At 61.0% G+C, this 17,227-nt stretch carries 11 protein-coding genes and 3 pseudogenes; 11 read left to right on the top strand and 3 right to left on the bottom strand.

All coding sequences use genetic code 11. The features are described from left to right. Positions 1 to 55 precede the first annotated feature (55 nt). Positions 56 to 1,465 carry a S8 family peptidase gene (locus tag ABIB66_RS26695; protein ID WP_354256158.1) on the top strand — a complete coding sequence of 470 codons (1,410 nt, stop codon included), beginning with the start codon at positions 56 to 58 and terminating at the stop codon, positions 1,463 to 1,465. A 51-nt stretch (positions 1,466 to 1,516) separates the two neighbouring features. Next, the gene (locus ABIB66_RS26690; protein ID WP_354256155.1) at positions 1,517 to 1,954 is read left to right on the top strand and encodes a hypothetical protein; all 438 of its coding nucleotides are present in this window, start codon (positions 1,517 to 1,519) and stop codon (positions 1,952 to 1,954) included. A 425-nt stretch (positions 1,955 to 2,379) separates the two neighbouring features. Here ABIB66_RS26690 and ABIB66_RS26685 read toward each other — a convergent pair whose 3' ends face one another. Further along, the gene (locus ABIB66_RS26685) at positions 2,380 to 4,164 is read right to left on the bottom strand and encodes a peroxidase family protein (RefSeq protein WP_354256152.1); all 1,785 of its coding nucleotides are present in this window, start codon (positions 4,162 to 4,164) and stop codon (positions 2,380 to 2,382) included. Positions 4,165 to 4,721: 557 nt separating this feature from the next. Between ABIB66_RS26685 and ABIB66_RS26680 the strand changes: the two are divergent. Beyond that, a pseudogene (locus tag ABIB66_RS26680) lies at positions 4,722 to 5,801 on the top strand (IS256 family transposase). A 105-nt stretch (positions 5,802 to 5,906) separates the two neighbouring features. Further along, positions 5,907 to 6,239 (top strand): hypothetical protein, encoded by a 333-nt coding sequence (locus ABIB66_RS43645; protein WP_502917447.1) that lies wholly within the window; start codon positions 5,907 to 5,909, stop codon positions 6,237 to 6,239. Between the two features lie 67 nt (positions 6,240 to 6,306). Here the strand turns inward: ABIB66_RS43645 and ABIB66_RS26665 are convergent. Next, a pseudogene (locus ABIB66_RS26665) lies at positions 6,307 to 6,769 on the bottom strand (transposase); the annotation flags it as partial. A gap of 1,260 nt (positions 6,770 to 8,029) precedes the next feature. On the opposite strand from ABIB66_RS26665, the gene ABIB66_RS26660 reads away from it, so the two are divergent. The 5 genes from ABIB66_RS26660 to ABIB66_RS26640 all read left to right on the top strand — a co-directional run bounded on the left by ABIB66_RS26660 (position 8,030) and on the right by ABIB66_RS26640 (position 14,051). Continuing rightward, positions 8,030 to 9,478, top strand: a complete 1,449-nt coding sequence (locus tag ABIB66_RS26660; RefSeq protein WP_354256149.1) for a hypothetical protein — start codon at positions 8,030 to 8,032, stop codon at positions 9,476 to 9,478. Continuing rightward, a complete protein-coding gene (locus tag ABIB66_RS26655) occupies positions 9,478 to 10,815 on the top strand; it encodes a radical SAM/SPASM domain-containing protein (protein ID WP_354211928.1) in 1,338 nt (445 codons plus the stop codon). Before ABIB66_RS26660 ends, ABIB66_RS26655 begins: the two co-directional genes overlap by 1 nt. Then, positions 10,812 to 12,605 (top strand): ferritin-like domain-containing protein, encoded by a 1,794-nt coding sequence (locus ABIB66_RS26650; RefSeq protein ID WP_275174237.1) that lies wholly within the window; start codon positions 10,812 to 10,814, stop codon positions 12,603 to 12,605. Before ABIB66_RS26655 ends, ABIB66_RS26650 begins: the two co-directional genes overlap by 4 nt. A gap of 514 nt (positions 12,606 to 13,119) precedes the next feature. After that, on the top strand, positions 13,120 to 13,659 hold the full coding sequence (locus ABIB66_RS26645) for a hypothetical protein (RefSeq protein ID WP_354256146.1): 540 nt from the start codon (positions 13,120 to 13,122) through the stop codon (positions 13,657 to 13,659). Beyond that, complete coding sequence (locus ABIB66_RS26640; protein WP_275174312.1) at positions 13,650 to 14,051, top strand: hypothetical protein; 402 nt, start codon at positions 13,650 to 13,652, stop codon at positions 14,049 to 14,051. The genes ABIB66_RS26645 and ABIB66_RS26640 overlap by 10 nt, the downstream gene beginning before the upstream one ends. On the opposite strand, the pseudogene ABIB66_RS26635 reads toward ABIB66_RS26640, so the two are convergent. After that, positions 13,933 to 14,519, bottom strand: a pseudogene (locus tag ABIB66_RS26635) (transposase); the annotation flags it as partial. The gene ABIB66_RS26640 and the pseudogene ABIB66_RS26635 sit on opposite strands and share 119 nt — an antisense overlap. A 131-nt stretch (positions 14,520 to 14,650) precedes the next feature. Between ABIB66_RS26635 and ABIB66_RS26630 the strand changes: the two are divergent. Together ABIB66_RS26630 and ABIB66_RS26625 are read left to right on the top strand one after the other, a co-directional pair. Beyond that, a complete protein-coding gene (locus ABIB66_RS26630; RefSeq protein WP_275174233.1) occupies positions 14,651 to 14,842 on the top strand; it encodes a hypothetical protein in 192 nt (63 codons plus the stop codon). 920 nt (positions 14,843 to 15,762) lie between these two features. Next, on the top strand, positions 15,763 to 16,719 hold the full coding sequence (locus tag ABIB66_RS26625; protein WP_275174231.1) for a hypothetical protein: 957 nt from the start codon (positions 15,763 to 15,765) through the stop codon (positions 16,717 to 16,719). Positions 16,720 to 17,227: the final 508 nt, after the last annotated feature.

Genomic DNA, 17,227 nt, shown 5'->3' with positions numbered 1-17,227 from the left:
CTGACTAACATCGCGCGTCGGATTTTTTCAAAGCGTTTTTACGGGAGCAACGAAGATGTCGACATCCAGTCTGCAAGATACCGTAGCTTCGATTGGCTTTGCCAAGGTGATTGTTGCGCTAAAGGGAGTTCCAGATGGTGCTGCGGCTGCCTCGGCGCAGACGAAGAGTTCGATAGAGAATCATTTTATGATTCCAAACATGGCGCAAGCCGAAAGCCTGGCGGCTTCAGCAAGCCACTTCGCAAGCCGCAACTTCAAACGGGCAGAGCCGCCGACGTCGCGCCGTGTTCGAGTCTATCCGCATCTTGGTTTGGCGATAGGCTATGTTAATGCAAACGGTCTTGCTTCGCTGGAAGCTGACCCGCAGGTCAAGAAGGTCGAAAAGGCTCCGGAGTTGAGCCTTATCCGGCCGGTCGCTATCGAGGCCGCGAAACTCGGCATCGGCCCGACCTGGGGCATCAAGCGCCTGAAGGCGGACCGCCTGTGGGCGGCCGGTATCACCGGCCAAGGAGTTCTTGTTGGCCATCTCGATACCGGCGTCGATGCAGCCCATCCCGCGCTGAAGGGGGCGATCGGAAGGTTCGCGGAATTCGACATGGCGGGGGACCAAGTACCGAACGCGCAACCATCGGACAGCGATGAACATGGAACGCATACGGCCGGTACCATCGTCGGCCGTTCCGGATTGAAGGGCGAGTTCGGGATGGCGCCTGAAGCCCAGCGCGCGAGCGCCATGGTGATCGAAGGCGGTCAGGTGATCGATCGAATCCTGGCCGGCATGGACTGGGTGATCGGTGAGGGCGTGCGCATCATGAGCATGTCGCTAGGTCTGCGCGGCTTCACGCCTGCATTTCAGACTATTATCGATGCCTTGCGGGCGGCAAACGTTCTGCCCGTGATCGCGGTGGGCAATGAGGGACCGGAAACGAGCCGCTCACCCGGTAACTACGCCAACGTCCTATCCGTCGGCGCGATGGACTCCAGCGATCGGGTGGCCGACTTTTCGGGCAGCCAGCAATTCGATCGGCCGGTCAATCCGCTGTGTCCTGCCTTGGCGGCGCCGGGTGTGGACGTTCTGTCATCCGTCCCGGGCGGAAAGTTCAAGACCATGAACGGAAGTTCGATGGCAACCCCGCATGTCGCGGGTCTTGCGGCGTTGCTTTTGCAGGCCAGCCCATCGGCGACTGCTTACGACCTCGAACGGGCGATCGTTGGTTCATGCACTCTGCCAGCTGGCATGCCCCAGGCTCGTGGCAGTCACGGCGTGCCCGACGCCGTACGCGCTTTCCAGCTGCTGACGGGATCGCAGCTTCCGGTCGCCACGGCCGCAGCCGCGCCGTCGAGACGAGTTGCCAAACGACGCGCTCGCGGTAAGACGCCCGTGCGGCGGGTAGTGGTACGGGCTGTCAAGAAGCAGCGGCCCAAGGCCAAAAAAGCCCTGGCCTCAAAGCGAAAGCACGGCTGATCGGCCAGGGACCGGCTCTAGTCCGTATAAATCGGGCCAAGTCATGCTACTATGTTCAGCCGTGGCAAACGGCTGAGCATAGGATGGCTAAATGTGCGCTGGGAGCCACCCAGGCAGGAGCTGCCCATGAGTGACAAGATCAAGGCGTCGTCCGAATGGGAGTCCGAAGCCGTCGCCAAGCGGCTGCGCGAAACGACGTCGCCCGGACAACCATCGTCGGTTCAAGTGTTCTTGAACGACGAGATTTCCGCGAATGATCTCCCAGAAAAGGCCAAAGAGATCGTAAACGACATGAGCGCGAGCCTCAGCCTTCCGGCCGACGCGATCAAGATCGGCAAGGTATACCGATCCGCAAAATCCTTCTCGCTTTCGACCGACGTGCCTGATGTCTTCGATGCCATCGCAAAGCGGGGTGAAGTCAAGACGATCCTGGAGTCTGCGCAACCTGATATTCAGCCGAAGCCGAAGAATGTGAAGGACGTGCCGTAGGTCGTAAAGCGACGCCGCTCTCGGAGAGCAGTCTGATGCAGCATGCTCGATCTTCGACGGGCCGATCGCTATTCTGTCCATTGCTACTCCACCAACCGTCGCACGATGTCGACAAGCGCGCTGTCGGCACTGCTCAATTCTCTGAGGAACCCAAGCAAGCTGACCGTCGGGCTGGTCCGAGCGCCGGTAGCGGCTGGCCGTGCTTGGGCCGAAACGGATTCTACGCGACTTATGACCGGCCGACGACTGCGGTTTGCCCATGATGACGACGCGTTCCGAGTGACAGTAAGTTCGCTGCCGATTCCGTGGCTGCTGCAGCCCTAATCCAGCGCCCGCATGTGCGATCGGCCAGTGGGCCTCGCCGCTGTTGCGGCGAGGCCCACTGACGAAAAATAGATGGATAGTCGAGCGATTAACCAGTGGAACTATTCCATGACGCTTGCAAAGCGCATCCATTTTGCAATCGAGTCGATCGGGCTGCTGTCGCCCATCCGCAACGGACTTTGCGTCGGATCGAAACCACGCGACAGCGCGGAATCGGGATCCGCCAGCAAAACGCCAACAAAGGTTGATGCCACGAGGAAGCTGCCCACTTCTCCTAATTTATTGCCACCGCCTTTCTCCGCCTCCGCCAGAATATAGAACCACAGCGGCGTCCGTTCGAAGAACTTCGATTGCGAGTTCTTGACGAAATCCCGCAGCTGGGGCTTGGAGTTGAAAATGGCCGACAGGTCGGTGATCGGATCGGACTCAACCGCTCCAGTCTGTTTGAGGTGTTTATGGAGGGCTTGGCCGGTGGGCAGTCTCAGATTGTAGCCCCGTCGAAGGTTTCTCCGTGCAAGGCTCTTGAATAGCGCCTTCAGTTGCCCGTCCGTTTCGTCGTTGCCTTCCTTGACCATCTCGCCCAACGGCGGCGCCAGCGCAGTATCTATCTTTCGGGCTACACGTGCCGGTAGCCCGTCCGCGGAATCGTGCGGAGCGACACCGACAAATCGTGTCCAGTCCATGACCCAGTTTTTGGGAAGCTTTTTCGGACCATCGATATTGCCGCCGCCACCGGTAAAGCCGAACAACAGGTTAAGGGGCGCTTTGTCGAGAAAGGCTCCTCCCGAGGACCGGCCGAAGTTCTTGTTGTAATCATAAAACGCGCGAACCATGGAATGTCCGAACCGGTAGCCGGCAACGGAGAACTCCAGGGGTAGCGCATTGCCAAGTCTGGAACCCGGTCGTCGCGCATCAAACTCGGCCCTGAACTTGAAGAAGTGCGAAGCCCGATCCTGAACCACCCGGTCCACCACGGCCGGATCGCAAACGCCCTTTACGTAGCCTTCGACAATCAGCCATTGGTAGTGGAGACGCGTGAGAGCCTGGGCCGACGAAAAATCCGGGATCCAGCCGGTATTGTGACTGGCCAAGAAGTCGATAGACTTGTTGTGGAATCGGAGGAAGCTCAGATGAAATTGGGCAACAACGAGGTTCTCGTCGTTGCGCGTGTCTCCGATCAGGGCTCGCTGCGGAAGTCCCGCCGAGAATTTTGCGAACTCCGGGGGAGGCAGAGACGCCTGGGCGGCGCGAAGTGCGGCATCCCGAACGGCGGCCTGCACTTGGACGTATCGCGGCAGATCGCGGTGCTCATCCAATCCATCCGGAAGCGGACCCGGATCAACCGCCGTTCCGATCCGCATTTTGTTCACGAGGGTTGGGTGACGCAGACCCGATATGACAGTGACTGTATCGGCTGTAATGCCGGGACCGATCGGCGAGCCCCCATAAATGCTGTCGAGATCGAAGCGCGGTGAGCGGGCGTTTCTGAACTTGCTTTCGACCGTCGAAGACACAGCGGGCGGATGCGGTTCTTTGACGCTAGTAATTTCGGACTCGCGGTCGGTGCGCGCGGTCAGTTCGTGATCGAGGAATTGACCCCAATATGTCAAGACCGGAGGCATCGTCGAATCAGGGCCAGAGTCTTCTGTATTGGGGGCCGCGGCAGCTTCGATCATAAGGTCGCCGAGCGTATCGAGTTCGCCGACCGTCGCGGCTGATAACGGTAAATAATTCTCGGGCGCATCCAGCGGTGGAACGAAATAGCCGAAGTCCGCCTGCTCATCGACCGCAATGTCCGTGCCAGTGGGCGGAGCTGCAAGCGCTGCTGATGGGCCGGCGCCTTTTTCTTTTTCTCTTCCGCTGTGGGATTGAAATAGGATCGTCATGAAACAAATCCTCCAGATTGCAGCCCCAAGTGGATTGTTGCACAGGTTGTCACTTTTTCTGTGATCTATCTCACTCATTCAGCCGTAATGGCGAATTGTTCGGACCAGAGCATTTTAGGCAAATTGCTTCGGAGGCGCTCTGGAGCCAGCAGCGTTATAGCAAGCGCTGGACTCGGTCCTAATGTCAGAGGCGTTCGACGCTGATCGTCGGTGATGCTGCCGGGCGCGGGAATTTCCGAACGTGACATTCACTTGGAGTAACCGTCGATCTGCCTTTGGCTCTCATAATAGTAACGTGAATCTAAAGTTCGCCACATAATGTCTGCTGAGCGTTGTGACAGAAACGCTCCAGCGGCGAGCATCGTAGAACGGCGACTGGCAGCTATTTTCGTCGTGTCGCCGGTGGTGGTGTAGCTCGGTAGAGCAAAGCCGCCCGGACGCGCCCCCGATAGCGCCGTAGCGGGCGGGCGGCTTTGCGGTGGTCACCGGCAGTTCTCCGGTAGGATCGGGTTGCGACACGCCAACGCAACCGAGGAACCACCGATGACCGACGACTGATGAACCTGCGCACGCTGGTAGAGAAGACCCCCGACGCCGATCTGTTGGGCGAGATGATCGGCTTTGCCGCCTCGCGTCAATGGAGCTGGAAGTGGGAGGCCCCAGACCGGGGCGGCCTATGGCGAGAAGAATCCCGAACACCTGGCCCAGCGCAACGGTTACCGCGACCGGATCTGGGAGACCCGTGCCGGCGCCGTCGAGCTGCGCATCCCCAAGCTGCGCAAGGGCTCCTACTTGGCGCAGGTCATGGGCATGACCGGCATCTCCAAGAGCCAGGTGAGCCGGCTGTGCGCGGAGATCGACGACAAGGTGAAGGCCCTCCTCGCCCGTCCAATCGAGGGCGACTGGCCGGATCTGTGGATCGACGCCACCTACGTGAAGGTGCGCCAGAATGGCCGCATCGTCTCAGTCGCGGTGATTGTCGCGGTCGGCGTCAACCGCTACGGCCGACGCGAGGTTCTCGGCATGGACATCGGGCCGTCCGAGCCCGAGACGTTCTGGACGGCGTTCCTGCGCAAGCTCACCCGCCGCGGTCTGCGCGGCGTCAAGCTCGTCGTGTCCGATGCCCACGAATTATCAACGCCGCCGTAGCCAAGGTGCTCAATGCCAGCTGATGGCGGTGCCGCGTCCACTTCACGCGCAGCGCGCTGGCGCATGCCGGCAAGGCGGACGGCGGGTCGTCTCCGCCCTCATTGCCACAGCCTTTGCACAGGACGATGCCGATGCCGCGCGAGCCCAGTGGCCCAAGGTCGCCGACCAGCTCCGGCCAAAGCTGCCGAAGCTTGCCGGCTTCCTACACGACGCCGAGACCGACGTGCTCGCCTACATGACCTTCCCGCCGCAGCACCGGACCAAGCTGCACTCCACCAACCCGATCGAGCGCAAACGGCGAGATCAAGCGGCACGCCGAGGTGGTGGGCATCTTGCCCAATGACGACGCCATCGTTCGCCTCATCGGCGCGATCCTGCTCGAACAGAATGATGAATGGGCCGTCCAGCGCGCCCGTTACATGACACTGGAAACAATCGCCACGTTGAGCGATGATCAGAGCGTCAGCCTCACGGCGATCGCCAGCTGACCAGCCCGGCTCTCGCCGGCGAACGTGGTGACCCGCCACCAGCTACACCACGCCACGAGACACGATCGCTATTTTTTGGCGGCGGACGCTGCGTAAAGCCGCCTGATGGGTACCGACGAAGAAGGCACGCTGGCCCAGCTCAAGGCGCTCAGGAAGACCCTTGTCGACCCAACTATCGCTGCCCATCGAGGACGGATATCAAACACCAGTGGGGACGGCATGCTGGTCGAGTTCGCCAGCGCGGTAGGCGCGGTTCGTTCCGCCGTTCGCTGGCGCACTAACAGGGTCACGGGTCTCGGGCGACGTGCTCGCGAGGAGGAGGTATCGCGCCGGCTAATGACCGGTCCCGGCATCGGCCCAATCTCCGCCACCGCGATCGTCGCTCTAGCACCGCCGGCCGAGACCTTTGCCGCGCCGAGCGTGCGTTCGCCCATCTAGGACGTCGGCCACGATCCCCTTGGCGCACCACGTTTGCTCGCCTGTCGCTGCCGATGATGAGACCGCGACGGCGACAGAACGCATCATCACGCACAGTTGCTAGCACAGCCTTGCGTAGCCTCGCGTACTCTGCCTTCAAAGCCGGTCGGGCCGAAAGCATGCTGTGGCAATGCGCTCCAATGTCGCTTGCCCGGCAACCAACTCTCGGATCCGCGCTTCGAAATTCTTCCGCGTCACGGGCCAACCTTCAGCCCAAAGCCACGCAAAATCCCGGGGATACTCAATTCCACATCGATAAGTCGCCCAAGAAGCTGCTTGCGTGCAACCAGCAGCGCTCGAACCTCTTGAGCCCCTATCCGACTTTGCGAGCACCGAGGGGAACCATCCCGTCCGGATCAACTGGGTAATCCCGCGTGCATCGTTGCGATCAGTTTTTACCGTCATCGCTGATAATGCTGCCTTCACATGCCATTGTTTCCAGCAGGACCGTCTCGAATCCTGCTCTGTTCAGCGCACATCAGCCATTGCGAGGCTTATTCGCGGCAACCACGCTTTTTTCCTGTAACGACTACGAAATGTTCCAGATGTTCGGCGCGGTCCTTCCTTCTCGTTGTCGCGGTAGTACTGCAACCACAATTACCTGACAGCCTCGCCTACTTGACAGCCTCGCCACTCGGCAGCTGGGTAGACCTCCGCGGCACGTGCGCCAGCCTCGGCGGGCAGTCCTCCTTGGCTTTGCTTGCGGCGTCCCAGCGCCGTGCTTTTGGACGACACGTGGACCTGCCTTTACTTGCGGCACAAGGTCGCAGCTTCGGTCGAGTTGCTTGGACGGTGTTGCGTCGCGGGCCCTGCCTTGGGGCGCCGGCTTCGTCTCGCAAGAAGCCCCTATGCCTGGCGAGGACTCACTGGAATTCCCGGCAAACTATTGCTTGGATTGGCACCCACAGAAATCGCCATTTTCGTCCTTGCAAGAAGGTTTACGGAAGCAGCGTTCGTCCGCGCGTTGCCGGGTTGAGGAGCGAACCGATCAGTGCGGGCTAACGTGAAGAACTCCGAAATGTGCACGGGGAGAAATTCGCACTTCAACTAGAAGACGAACATCGCTAAGGTTGTGCCGCGCCGCTCCAGCTGGAGGGATGACGATGAAGTCAAGTTCTCTGCGCATGATGTTTCATATCGCGTTCTTTGCTTCTTTCCCTGCTTGCACTGTCGATACCTACGACGAGTTGCTGGACGATCGCTTTAGCTACGGCGTCACTGGCCAAAATGAGGCGCAACTTCCCAAAAAGCTCGGACCACCTCTTGAGCCCAGAAGGTTAAGCTTGGCCGGTTGGTATTCTTCGATAAAGGGCTCGGCATACGTAAGACCAATTCAATCGGGCTGTCGTTCCCCAACCCACGGCTTCGGTGACACGCAAGCTCTCGCGATCTGCAGCGCCTGTCAGTCCTCGTGAGCAATGCCTCCTCAAGGGGCGGCACGACCGACCATGCGATGGTGGAAGTCACGATCAAGGTGAAGCGTGAACGATCACCTCATTTGAAGCAATCGCACCCCGGGAGGCAGCATGCCGATCCAAGCCCTGTTCATCACTCCATCATTCGCCGTCGCGCGCCTCGGTGGTAGCACTACTCCACTCCACAGTTACGATTGGGTCGACAGCGAGCGGCTTCGCTCCGAAAGCGAGACGGACATCGCTCCTTCGTGGACACTGGCGGTGCAACCGGACGGATCGGTGGCGCCTTTCCTGCCGACCTCGATCGCCTTCCGAGATGGTGATCTCATCCGTCCTGTGGCGCCCTTCTTCGAGGTCTGGGCGCGACTCGGCGAGTCCGGAAGCGCGCCCGCGACGTGGACAGAGGCGCCGCTGACCACGGCGCTGTTGGCGGCAGACGGCCTCTCCCTCGCCTCACTACGCGTCGCTGTCACCGCGCGGAACCTCAAGGCCGCGCGCCGCACGGGCGATCCCGCGCATGCATTTGGCAACTGGCAGGCGGTGATGCTCCTCGGCAACGATTTCACCGCGCGAATGGTCGAGGGCCGCTGCCCTCCAAGCGTAACGGTACCTATGATTCCGACCAACCGGAACATCCCACTCGGCACGGTGCAAATGCTGCGAAGTACGCCACAACTCGCCGGACAGCCGTGGTCCGGCAGCGTGCGCACCGACACAATCCGCTTCCGCTACACTCCGGGACGCGGCCAGTTTTATGGCCCGCCGGAAGCTGCGAGCGCTCAGCCGACGCTTGGGCGACCGGCGCCTGCCGTGCCGAGCGCCAACGCCTTCCTCGATCCCGCAGCCGGGTGGCGAGGAGCTTCAACAGGGAACCTCGTCCAACCCGGGGATACTTATGATTTGATCAATCAAAACGGCGATACCGACGGACCGTCACTTGGGGTTGTCGACGATACTTGCGAGGTGCATTTCGATGTCACGTTGCAAATTTCCGGAGAGAGAGCCTTGAAGACGCGGGCCATCGCATTCGTTGCGCCGCCTGACTTCGCACCGGACCGCCGGCCATTCCTGTCGGTCGCCGACGAAATCAACGATCGTGATGGGACGGCGGCTGCTCGCAATGCGGGTCTTACCGGCGCGGCACTGGCTGGCTGGGTGGAGGATCTGTTCGAGCGCATCTACGAGACAGTTTCGTTGTTCAATGTCGACGACTACCGCAGCCGGAGGGCCGCCGTGCGCCCGCCGCCCGATTTCGTTCCGGCATCGCTGCCGGAGGCCAAGTTGCAGGCCATCGACATCGATCAAGGTGTCCGGTCAGCCCCCGACCGAGCGATGGGCGGGCGCGACGCGTTGCGCTCGCAGGTTTATCGTCTGCCAGCCGCGACGAACGACGATCCCTTGCCGCTCAGCCAGCACGCCCGCATGCGGCATCGAGCGCTAGCGGACATTCAGAACCTCGTGGCACTTGTCGCCCAAGATGCCCTCGCCGGCCGCAATCGGGTGGCCGAAATCGTGCGCGCGCCATTCGAGGTCGAGAGCTTCGAAAACGCCATCGCCAGCTCGATGCGCATGCCTCCTTTCATGCGCCAGTCGAATGCTCTGCCTCTGACTCTGGCGGCTTGGCAATACGAGCTGTTGATGCGGTGGGTGGATGAGACTAGGGCGCTTACGATTGCCGGGCTCACGGCCGCTCTGCCGGAGCGGGCGGCACGCACCCTGTCGACCTCGGCACGCTCGCGACGGAGGGCCGTTTTGGCACGTATTGACGCGGTTGCGAGGCAATGATGAACGTCATTACCCACCTACCCGCGCCGTCGGCGGCGCCCCTTTATAAACGTTTCCGCTCGGCCCGAGGCGAGCACCTTCTGGTGGTGCCACATTCGCGCCTGTTCGACCTCCCTCCAGAGGTGGCGGCCGACCTCGATCTTCGGCCGGAGGAGGCGCAGCGGCTGGCCAGTGCCTTGGGAGAAACCGCGCCGGGGGAGGCGCCACTAGACCTTGTGGTGGAGCCGCAGCCGCAAAGCCTTTCCCTCAACGTCAGCTCGGCTTGCAACCTCGCCTGCAGCTACTGCTATGCCGACAAAGGCGCTTTTGGTGGCAAGCAAGCCGACCGCATGAAGCATGCCACGGCGATCGCGGCGGTCGACCGGCTGCTCACTGTGGCGGATCCGGAGCGGCCGATTACGATCGGTTTCATCGGTGGCGAACCGCTCCTCAACAGAGCGTTGATACACTCTGTCGTGCTGTACGCCGGTCGCGCCGGCAACGATCGCGGGCTTGACGTGCGCTTCTCCATCACTACGAACGGCACGACGTTGTTACCCGCTGATATCGACCTTTTTCGAACGCACCCTTTCGCGGTGACAGTGAGCATCGACGGTGATGCAGCGACGCAGGATGCGCAGCGCCCGGACACGCGGGGCCGGGGCACCTTCGCGCGCCTCGTCGAACGTCTCGCCCCATTGCTCGCCGAGCCAGGACGCGCCCAAGTCGCCGCCCGCCTGACGGTCACAGCCGGTGCGCTCGATCTCGCAACCCGACTCTCCGCCGTGTACGCACTGGGCTTCAGCGAGGCTGGCGTGGCACCGCTGCGGACCGCGAAAGACAATGCGAACATAGACGGCGACGGGTGGCAGGCATACCTGGACGAACTCATCGCGGTCGCACGGAGCGAACTTGCCGGTGCGCGGAGCGGCCGAACTATCCGCCTGACAAACCTTGCGGTCGCGCTGAAGCAGATCCACGCTGGCGCTAGCTCACCCTATCCCTGCGGGGCAGGCGGGGGCTACTTCTCTGTCGCCGCCGATGGCCACTGGTACGCTTGCCACCGGGCGATCGGTGAGGACGACTTCATCTTGAGCAACAGTGAAGGTCTCGATTCGCACCGCCGACGGCGCTTCCTCACCGCGCGTCACGTGCATGCGCAGAAGCCCTGCAACACTTGCTGGGCACGGTACTTGTGCTCGGGTAGCTGCCACCAAGAGGCAGCGACGCGCACGGAAGCCGGCTGCGATTTTATCCGCGGCTGGCTGACCTTCTGCCTCGCCGCCTACTGCGAGCTCGCCACCGAGCGCCCAGACTACTTCGTCGCGTCGTACCCAATCCGAGGGATACAGCCATGAGTGGCTCCAACTCCGCGAAAATTGTCGCCCGAAACGTCGCCGCGTTCCGCCGTTTCGGCGATCAGAGCGGAATCACCCAGGTGATCGCAGGCAATCCGGCTGCGACGCGCCTCGAGTCTGGCGTTGGTAACTGCTTTCCCGGGCTCGAATGCGATCTCCGCAATCTCGAACGCCGCTTCTTCCCGTTTCTGGAAGCGGAGGCAATCGGCAATCTTCTGTTGATCGTTGCGATCGACATGGATGCAGTAGAGCGTGGCGGGGCGGCTGGCTCGGTCACGCCAGCCGATGTAGCGGTTTACCGCACCCTCGCTGACGACGTCGCAGCTAGCCGCTTTGTATTTGTGTCGCGTATGGCCGGAAGTTTTGGTCCGCTCGGGCAGATGGCATTCGACCTCGCCCTCATCGCAATGGACGGCGAGGCGGAAGTGCAAGGCGACCTATCCGACACCAGCTCAGGTGTCGGGCGTCGCCCCTCCGATGCCTGGACAGCTATTCGGCTCCTGACAGAAGGTATCGACGTGACGCTAACGTTTAGGCGGCAGGGCGCAGCCGGGGCACGGCCCACACTCACGGCGCCGAGGGCCCGCTACCTCGACGACAATGGTGCGCTGGCAGCGGTGTTCCTTCCGGGTGAATTGACCCAATCACTGTGCAGCCCCTGGACTCACGACTTTCGTGATTGCGGCTGCTTTTACTGGGCGTCGAACCATCCCGACATAGCTCAGCCAGTGCTGCCAAGTGGCGGTGCAACTGGTCAGTCGTGGCAACGCGACGTACCCTGGGAGCGCAGCGCGCGTGTGGTCGGCATTCAGCCGCCAGAGCCAGCGACTGACACGAGCTCCCAGCCAGTCGAGATGCGGCATTATGAGATCAACAATCGCTGGCAGGAGCTGCACTTCGTCTTGGGAAGACGGGAGATAGTCGCGCCGTATGCGTCCGGGGCGACGGCGCCCGGGGCCCCGCTGCAAAACCTTAACACCCTGATCGAGCATCTCCGTTACGCGGCGGGGGTTGAGTTGGCGGTGGCACAAGAGTACTTGTGCGCCGCCTACTCTCTGAAACCGATAACGGACCCGGGCGTTGCGGGCAACGCTGCCTTACGCGATGATATTCGCGCGAGCCGCGCCGAACTGATGCGCATCGCCATCGGCGAGATGCGGCATACCCGAGCGGTGAACGACATTATTCGGGGCATGATGCCCCCTGGCACATTCGAGCCCGCGCTGCGTGTCGCGAGCCGAGTTCCCGGGGCAGCGGGCCAGATGCGCGACGTTTCGATGCGAGCCGCTACCAAGGCGGCCGTTAAGGACTTCATTGACGTCGAGGCGCCATCGGCTGGCGTCGACGGCCTGTATTCCCGCATTCTCGCGACACTAGTCGCGCCGCCGGCTGATGTAGCTCCACTCGCGACCGACGAGTGGCGTGAAGCAATCCGTTCCATTATCGCTGAGGGTGAGGACCACTTCCAAACGTTTCTCGACATGCAGGAGTGGCTCCAGGAGCACGCGGAGGCGGCCTATCTGCGGTCGGTCGCGCCAGCACGCCCGCCTGCTGGACATGCGGCGCACCTGGAATTGCAGACAGCATACGGGGGCATGCTCGAAAGTCTGCGAGACGGCTACCGGAAGGGCCGCTTCCTCGGCGCCACCGAGATCAACGCCGCTCGTACCAGCATGGTCATGCCCGGTGGCATCGATGTTTTGGCGGATGCCGTGGCCGGCCAAGGCTTCCTCGTCGTATTCGATCCACCGGCGGGCGCAGACTTCGCGCCGCTCGATCCCCCGGCATGAAACTATGGGGCAAGCAGCGATGTCCGGTGGCCGCGCTCGCCCGCCGCTCACCATTCTCGGTGCAGGCCCAGTGGGCCTCATAGCCGCTATCCGTGCGCGGCAACTTGGCGTCGACGTTGAGATCAGATCGAACCGTATGCCCTCGCTGACCGATCCCTCACGTCTTGAAGTGATACCTGCACAACTTCTAGCGTTGCTCGTCGAACTCGGCGTTCCGCCGCGCTCGGTCGGCGTTGATCGGTTACACGACAAGCGGCTCACGCAGTGGAGGTCATCTACGATCCTAGCGGAGCCCGCACCGAGATCGGCGCATATCGCCCGTCCGGCGCTTGAGCTGATACTCTTGGGGCTAGCGGATCGCGTCGGAGTGCGTATACGATCCGGCATTCAGCCCGGGGAACAGTGGCTGCGCGGCGGTAAGCCGGTGCTTGATGCAACAGGGCGGTCTGCAGTCACGGCGCATCGGGTGCTGCGCCCGAAGAGACCTATCATCTGCCGGACCTTCAGGTACGCCGTGAGCAGCGACGAGCTCGGCGGGTTCGCCATTGTAGCTGGGCCAGAAGGCTATGCCTACCGTCTCAGCAACGGCCTGCATGCTACGCTCGGGGTCGTCGGTAACGGCGGGCTACTACGCGGTAATGCGTGCGACGTTGTGGCGAAAATCCGTGCGTTCGCCCCTTGGTTCGCCGACAAATTCGATCCCGCCCGCTTCGAGAGCGGCAGTACGGGAGTTGCCTCCCTGCAATGGGTAGAGGAGAGGGAGGAAGGCGCCCATCCGATCGGCGACGCCAGCCTCGCCCGCGATGCTCTCGCCTCGCAGGGGCTCGCCCTCGGGATCGGCGATGCGTTGCGAGTGGTGTCTGAGGTGGCGATGCGGTGTGCCCGCGTACCGAGGCCGATTGAAGGCAGTCTCGAGGGTCACCGGCTCCGGGTCTCCGATTTAATTAAGGCGAGTCCTTTCGCCACAGCTCCTATTTGGAGGAGCTATCTGCAATTTCTCGATGTCGCGGGAGTCGGCAAAGTGCGGGTGCCTCGGAGCCAAAATTGTCTGTAATCTTCCGCAACGCCATTCCAAATTCCGACGGGCGCTTGTGGTGTAAAAACACCTCTTTCGAGGAAGTCGCTAGGAAAAAGGGATGGCTGGCCCACCTGCCGGACTTCTCGCCGCCCTACAAGACATTGGGGAAGGTGGTGCACCGGCCATGGTTCAGCCCGGATGAATACGAGCAGCTCTATACGGCGACGCGCGAGCGCGTGCGCAACAGCCAGCCGCACTACAAGTGGAATGCGGAGCAACTCCACGACTACGTGCTGTTCCTGGCCAACACCGGCCTGCGGCCGGACGAGGCCACGACGGAACGGCGGGACCGGGAACGGGAGCGCCGGTCGGGGCAACGACGCCGCCAGCAAGTCTCTCCTCCACATAAGTGCGCAAGGTTGCATTGAGCGCAAGCTTGGCCGGCTTGGGCCGGCGGGCGGATCGCGATCTGCATGCAACTGGGCAGTTGTTGCCCGATACTCCAACCCGCCGCCGCGGGTGGCCGCATTGCGCCGCAGTTCACGGGAGATTGTCGAAGCAGCCCGCCCCAGGCGACGCCCGATCTCCTGTATGGAATGGCCCTGCACCTTGGGAAGTGCGATCTCCTCGCGCTCAATCAACGAGAGGTACCGCCCGGAGAGCGCCTTTGCCGAAGTTCTGAACATCGCTGGTGGCATGCCGCCCGCCTTTCGGAATAATCTGCCTCCGACAGGTTGTGACAATCCGGCTTCGAGTGCAGCAGCTTCGCTGCTTAACCCAGCGGCAATCGCCCGCCAAAATTTGTTCTGTTCATTGCGCCCTGCAACAGACGGCCGTCCTGGCGAAGGCAAGGGGGCTCGTCCTGACCGCGCCGATCGACGCATTACAACGTTCATCGCAACCTCCAACCCTCCGAGTGTTGCGACGACCGTTTGACTCCGCCCGCAGAACTTCCACCTGTGTCGGCAAATCGGGCGCGCGAGCTTGCGGACAACGATTTGCTGCATCTGGCGTTCGGAGTAGCGACATGACTAGAGTCATCGAAAGGCGCATTGCTCTGCTGGAGCAACGGAAGTCTGTCGGCAATAGAGTGGTTCATTTCATCAAGGCCGCTGATCGTGCCGACAGTGACCGGCCGATTGCCGCACTTGTCGACGCGGGGAAAGTCGGCCCCCGCGAGGGCTTTATTTCGGTCACCGGCTGGAAACCACTCCATTGACGCGCGCTGTGGCAAATTTGCGTGTCGCCGTGCTTGAGCACCGTCATCGCCACCGCCTGCCGGGCTTATCCTATGAACGCCGAAAATGCCTCATCGATCGGGCAGTGGCAGGTGACCACGAAGCGATGCAGGAACTCAAACCTGCACCGGCGGCAGATTACCCAGGCCAGTCCCGAGCAGCGTGCTGCGGCCGTCGCCGCCGGTCTGAGGGCCGATCTATGACACGGGTGCTTAGGCAAGGATCGAAAAGCTCGAGGGTGACCGTGGCACGCAAGGCACCCCAAGCGTAATCGTGGCCACCTGCCCGATCCCAGAAACTAACCTGCCATTGGGTCCCGAAACGATTGGACGGTGGCTGGCGGCCGGTCTGGCGCATGTCGCCTTCAGGGGGCACGCGGTACTGTACGATGGAGGCCGGCGCCATCCTCTCACTGCCGAGGAATGGCAGGCGCGGCATTGCCCCATCGACGGATCACTGCACTGAACTCATCGCACTTAGACAGACCGGCCTAGTGCGATGCGGGCGGGGCAGGGGGGTTGTGGGACCACTCCCGCGATCCGAGGATTCAATGGCACTTTGGGCAAGCTGGCGCGTTACCTCGCGAAATCCTGTTGCAAATCTATCACAGCGGGAATAAACCCCGTGTTCACCGATTCGATACATGGTTCTTTTTCACAACTCACGATGGTACGATTCGTCTATCGGGGGCATTTTAAATGATTGAATTTTTAGTCGTGGCCGGCGTGGTTAGCGCAGTTGGCACAGCAGTGGCTGGCGGCATTAGCTATGGTTCTAGGTACGTAGATCAAAAGCTCAAATATGAGCACCGAAACTTCAGCTTGGATGAACCTATCCTAGCCCCTCCTAACAAAACCGAACGACAGTTTAGAGAAAAGAGCTCCGCTTAGCGGTCTCTTCTGTGGTTCTTCTTGATCGAATAAAGAGTAGCGCCAAAAGCACTCTATCTGACTCTTTGAAAGAGGGTTGGAAGAAGGTGCGCGGTTGGTTGTATGCAGCAATTGGCCTGTACGCCCTTTCGCTACTTCAAACCGTTTACGGGCTCGACCACGCGCCGACTTGGCCCGAAGCGGGGCGATTGGTCTGGGCCTCAGTCAAAAACTTCCCAACGTTTTTGCGCGATTGGTTTATTTCGACCCCCTACGACCTTGTAGTCGAGAACCCGGTTCAATCTGCGGCGCTCCTGATACTGATTGTCGGCTACATTATCCTAGTGACGCTGTTGATACGCGCCAACAGAAGCCTCAACAGGAAAAGCGAGATTTTGAAAGGTGCTGATGCTAACCACGCCTTGGTTTCTCAGGCAGGCATTAAGGCCAGATATCCCCACGCACGGCAGACGGACGGTGGCGCGCCTTGGAAGACGCTTTGCGAAGAAATTTTACATCCAGAAAACAAGTTTGTTTACATTTTGGGAGCGAACGGGATCGACACGTTCGGTAATCCGAAGTCGCCGCTTTATGACGCGATGGAAAGCTTTCGAGGAACGATCCGTGTCGTCTTGTGCAAGCCGGACGGATCTCCAATGAAGGGCCGCGCCGCCGCGGTTGGGATCCCTGTCGCCGACTATACGAAAGCTATCAAGGCATCAGTCCGTCGATTGAAGGAGCTAAAGAAAAAACAGCACGCTGTTGATGCTCGTTTCTACGATGGCCAACCGAACTGGAAGCTAATCATAACGAACAGCACGCTTTGGATACAGTACTATCAGCCGGGCGGTCCGCATGTTGATCAAACGCCGGTTTGGCTCGTATCCGCGACAGAGGGCGGCGACGGTTTGTACCATCTGTTCCACATGGAATTTGATAGGATTTGGGCACGCTGCAACGGTGCCGGCTCGCAACCTAACCTTAATTAGATGCAGACGGCCCTAACTGCCGTTCAGATGTGGCCGAGCGCGTCAAACGAACGGTGGTAGATCTATGCTCGAAATAGCACTTTTGGTCCTGATCCTCTGCGGACAAGCCGCCGTCGTTTGGGCCCTGGTCGAGCTGAAATGGAGTTTTGAGGCTTCGACTGAGACCTGGGGCAAAAATCCCCTGCCTGCCTCCGACTACCACGCCAAGGAAATAGACACTTCAAGAGGCGGCACATTTTGCGGCGGTTGAGCATCTCCCGAAAGCAGAAGATCGAAGATGTGCAAAAGCCGCGTCTATACGAGTAGCCGCCGCGACCTGAAACGTCGGCCGCAACGAGACAGGGGAAGCCATGAACAGATTCGTCAGGATCGCAGCTATATGCAGCGCGCTTGGCTTGGCAGCCTACTCCGAAGTAACCCTACGCGGTAGGCCGCAGCGCGCTGATCTTTCCAGTTAACCGTTAGAGCTCGTCGGACTCCTCGGTTTTCGGCTTCATCGTCGCAGCGA

The organism is Bradyrhizobium sp. F1.13.3 (genome assembly GCF_040548265.1).
In the GTDB taxonomy this organism is placed as follows: Bacteria; Pseudomonadota; Alphaproteobacteria; order Rhizobiales; family Xanthobacteraceae; genus Bradyrhizobium.
Note: the sequence above shows the minus strand (reverse complement) of the source record. Positions and strands in the feature narration are given on the sequence as shown.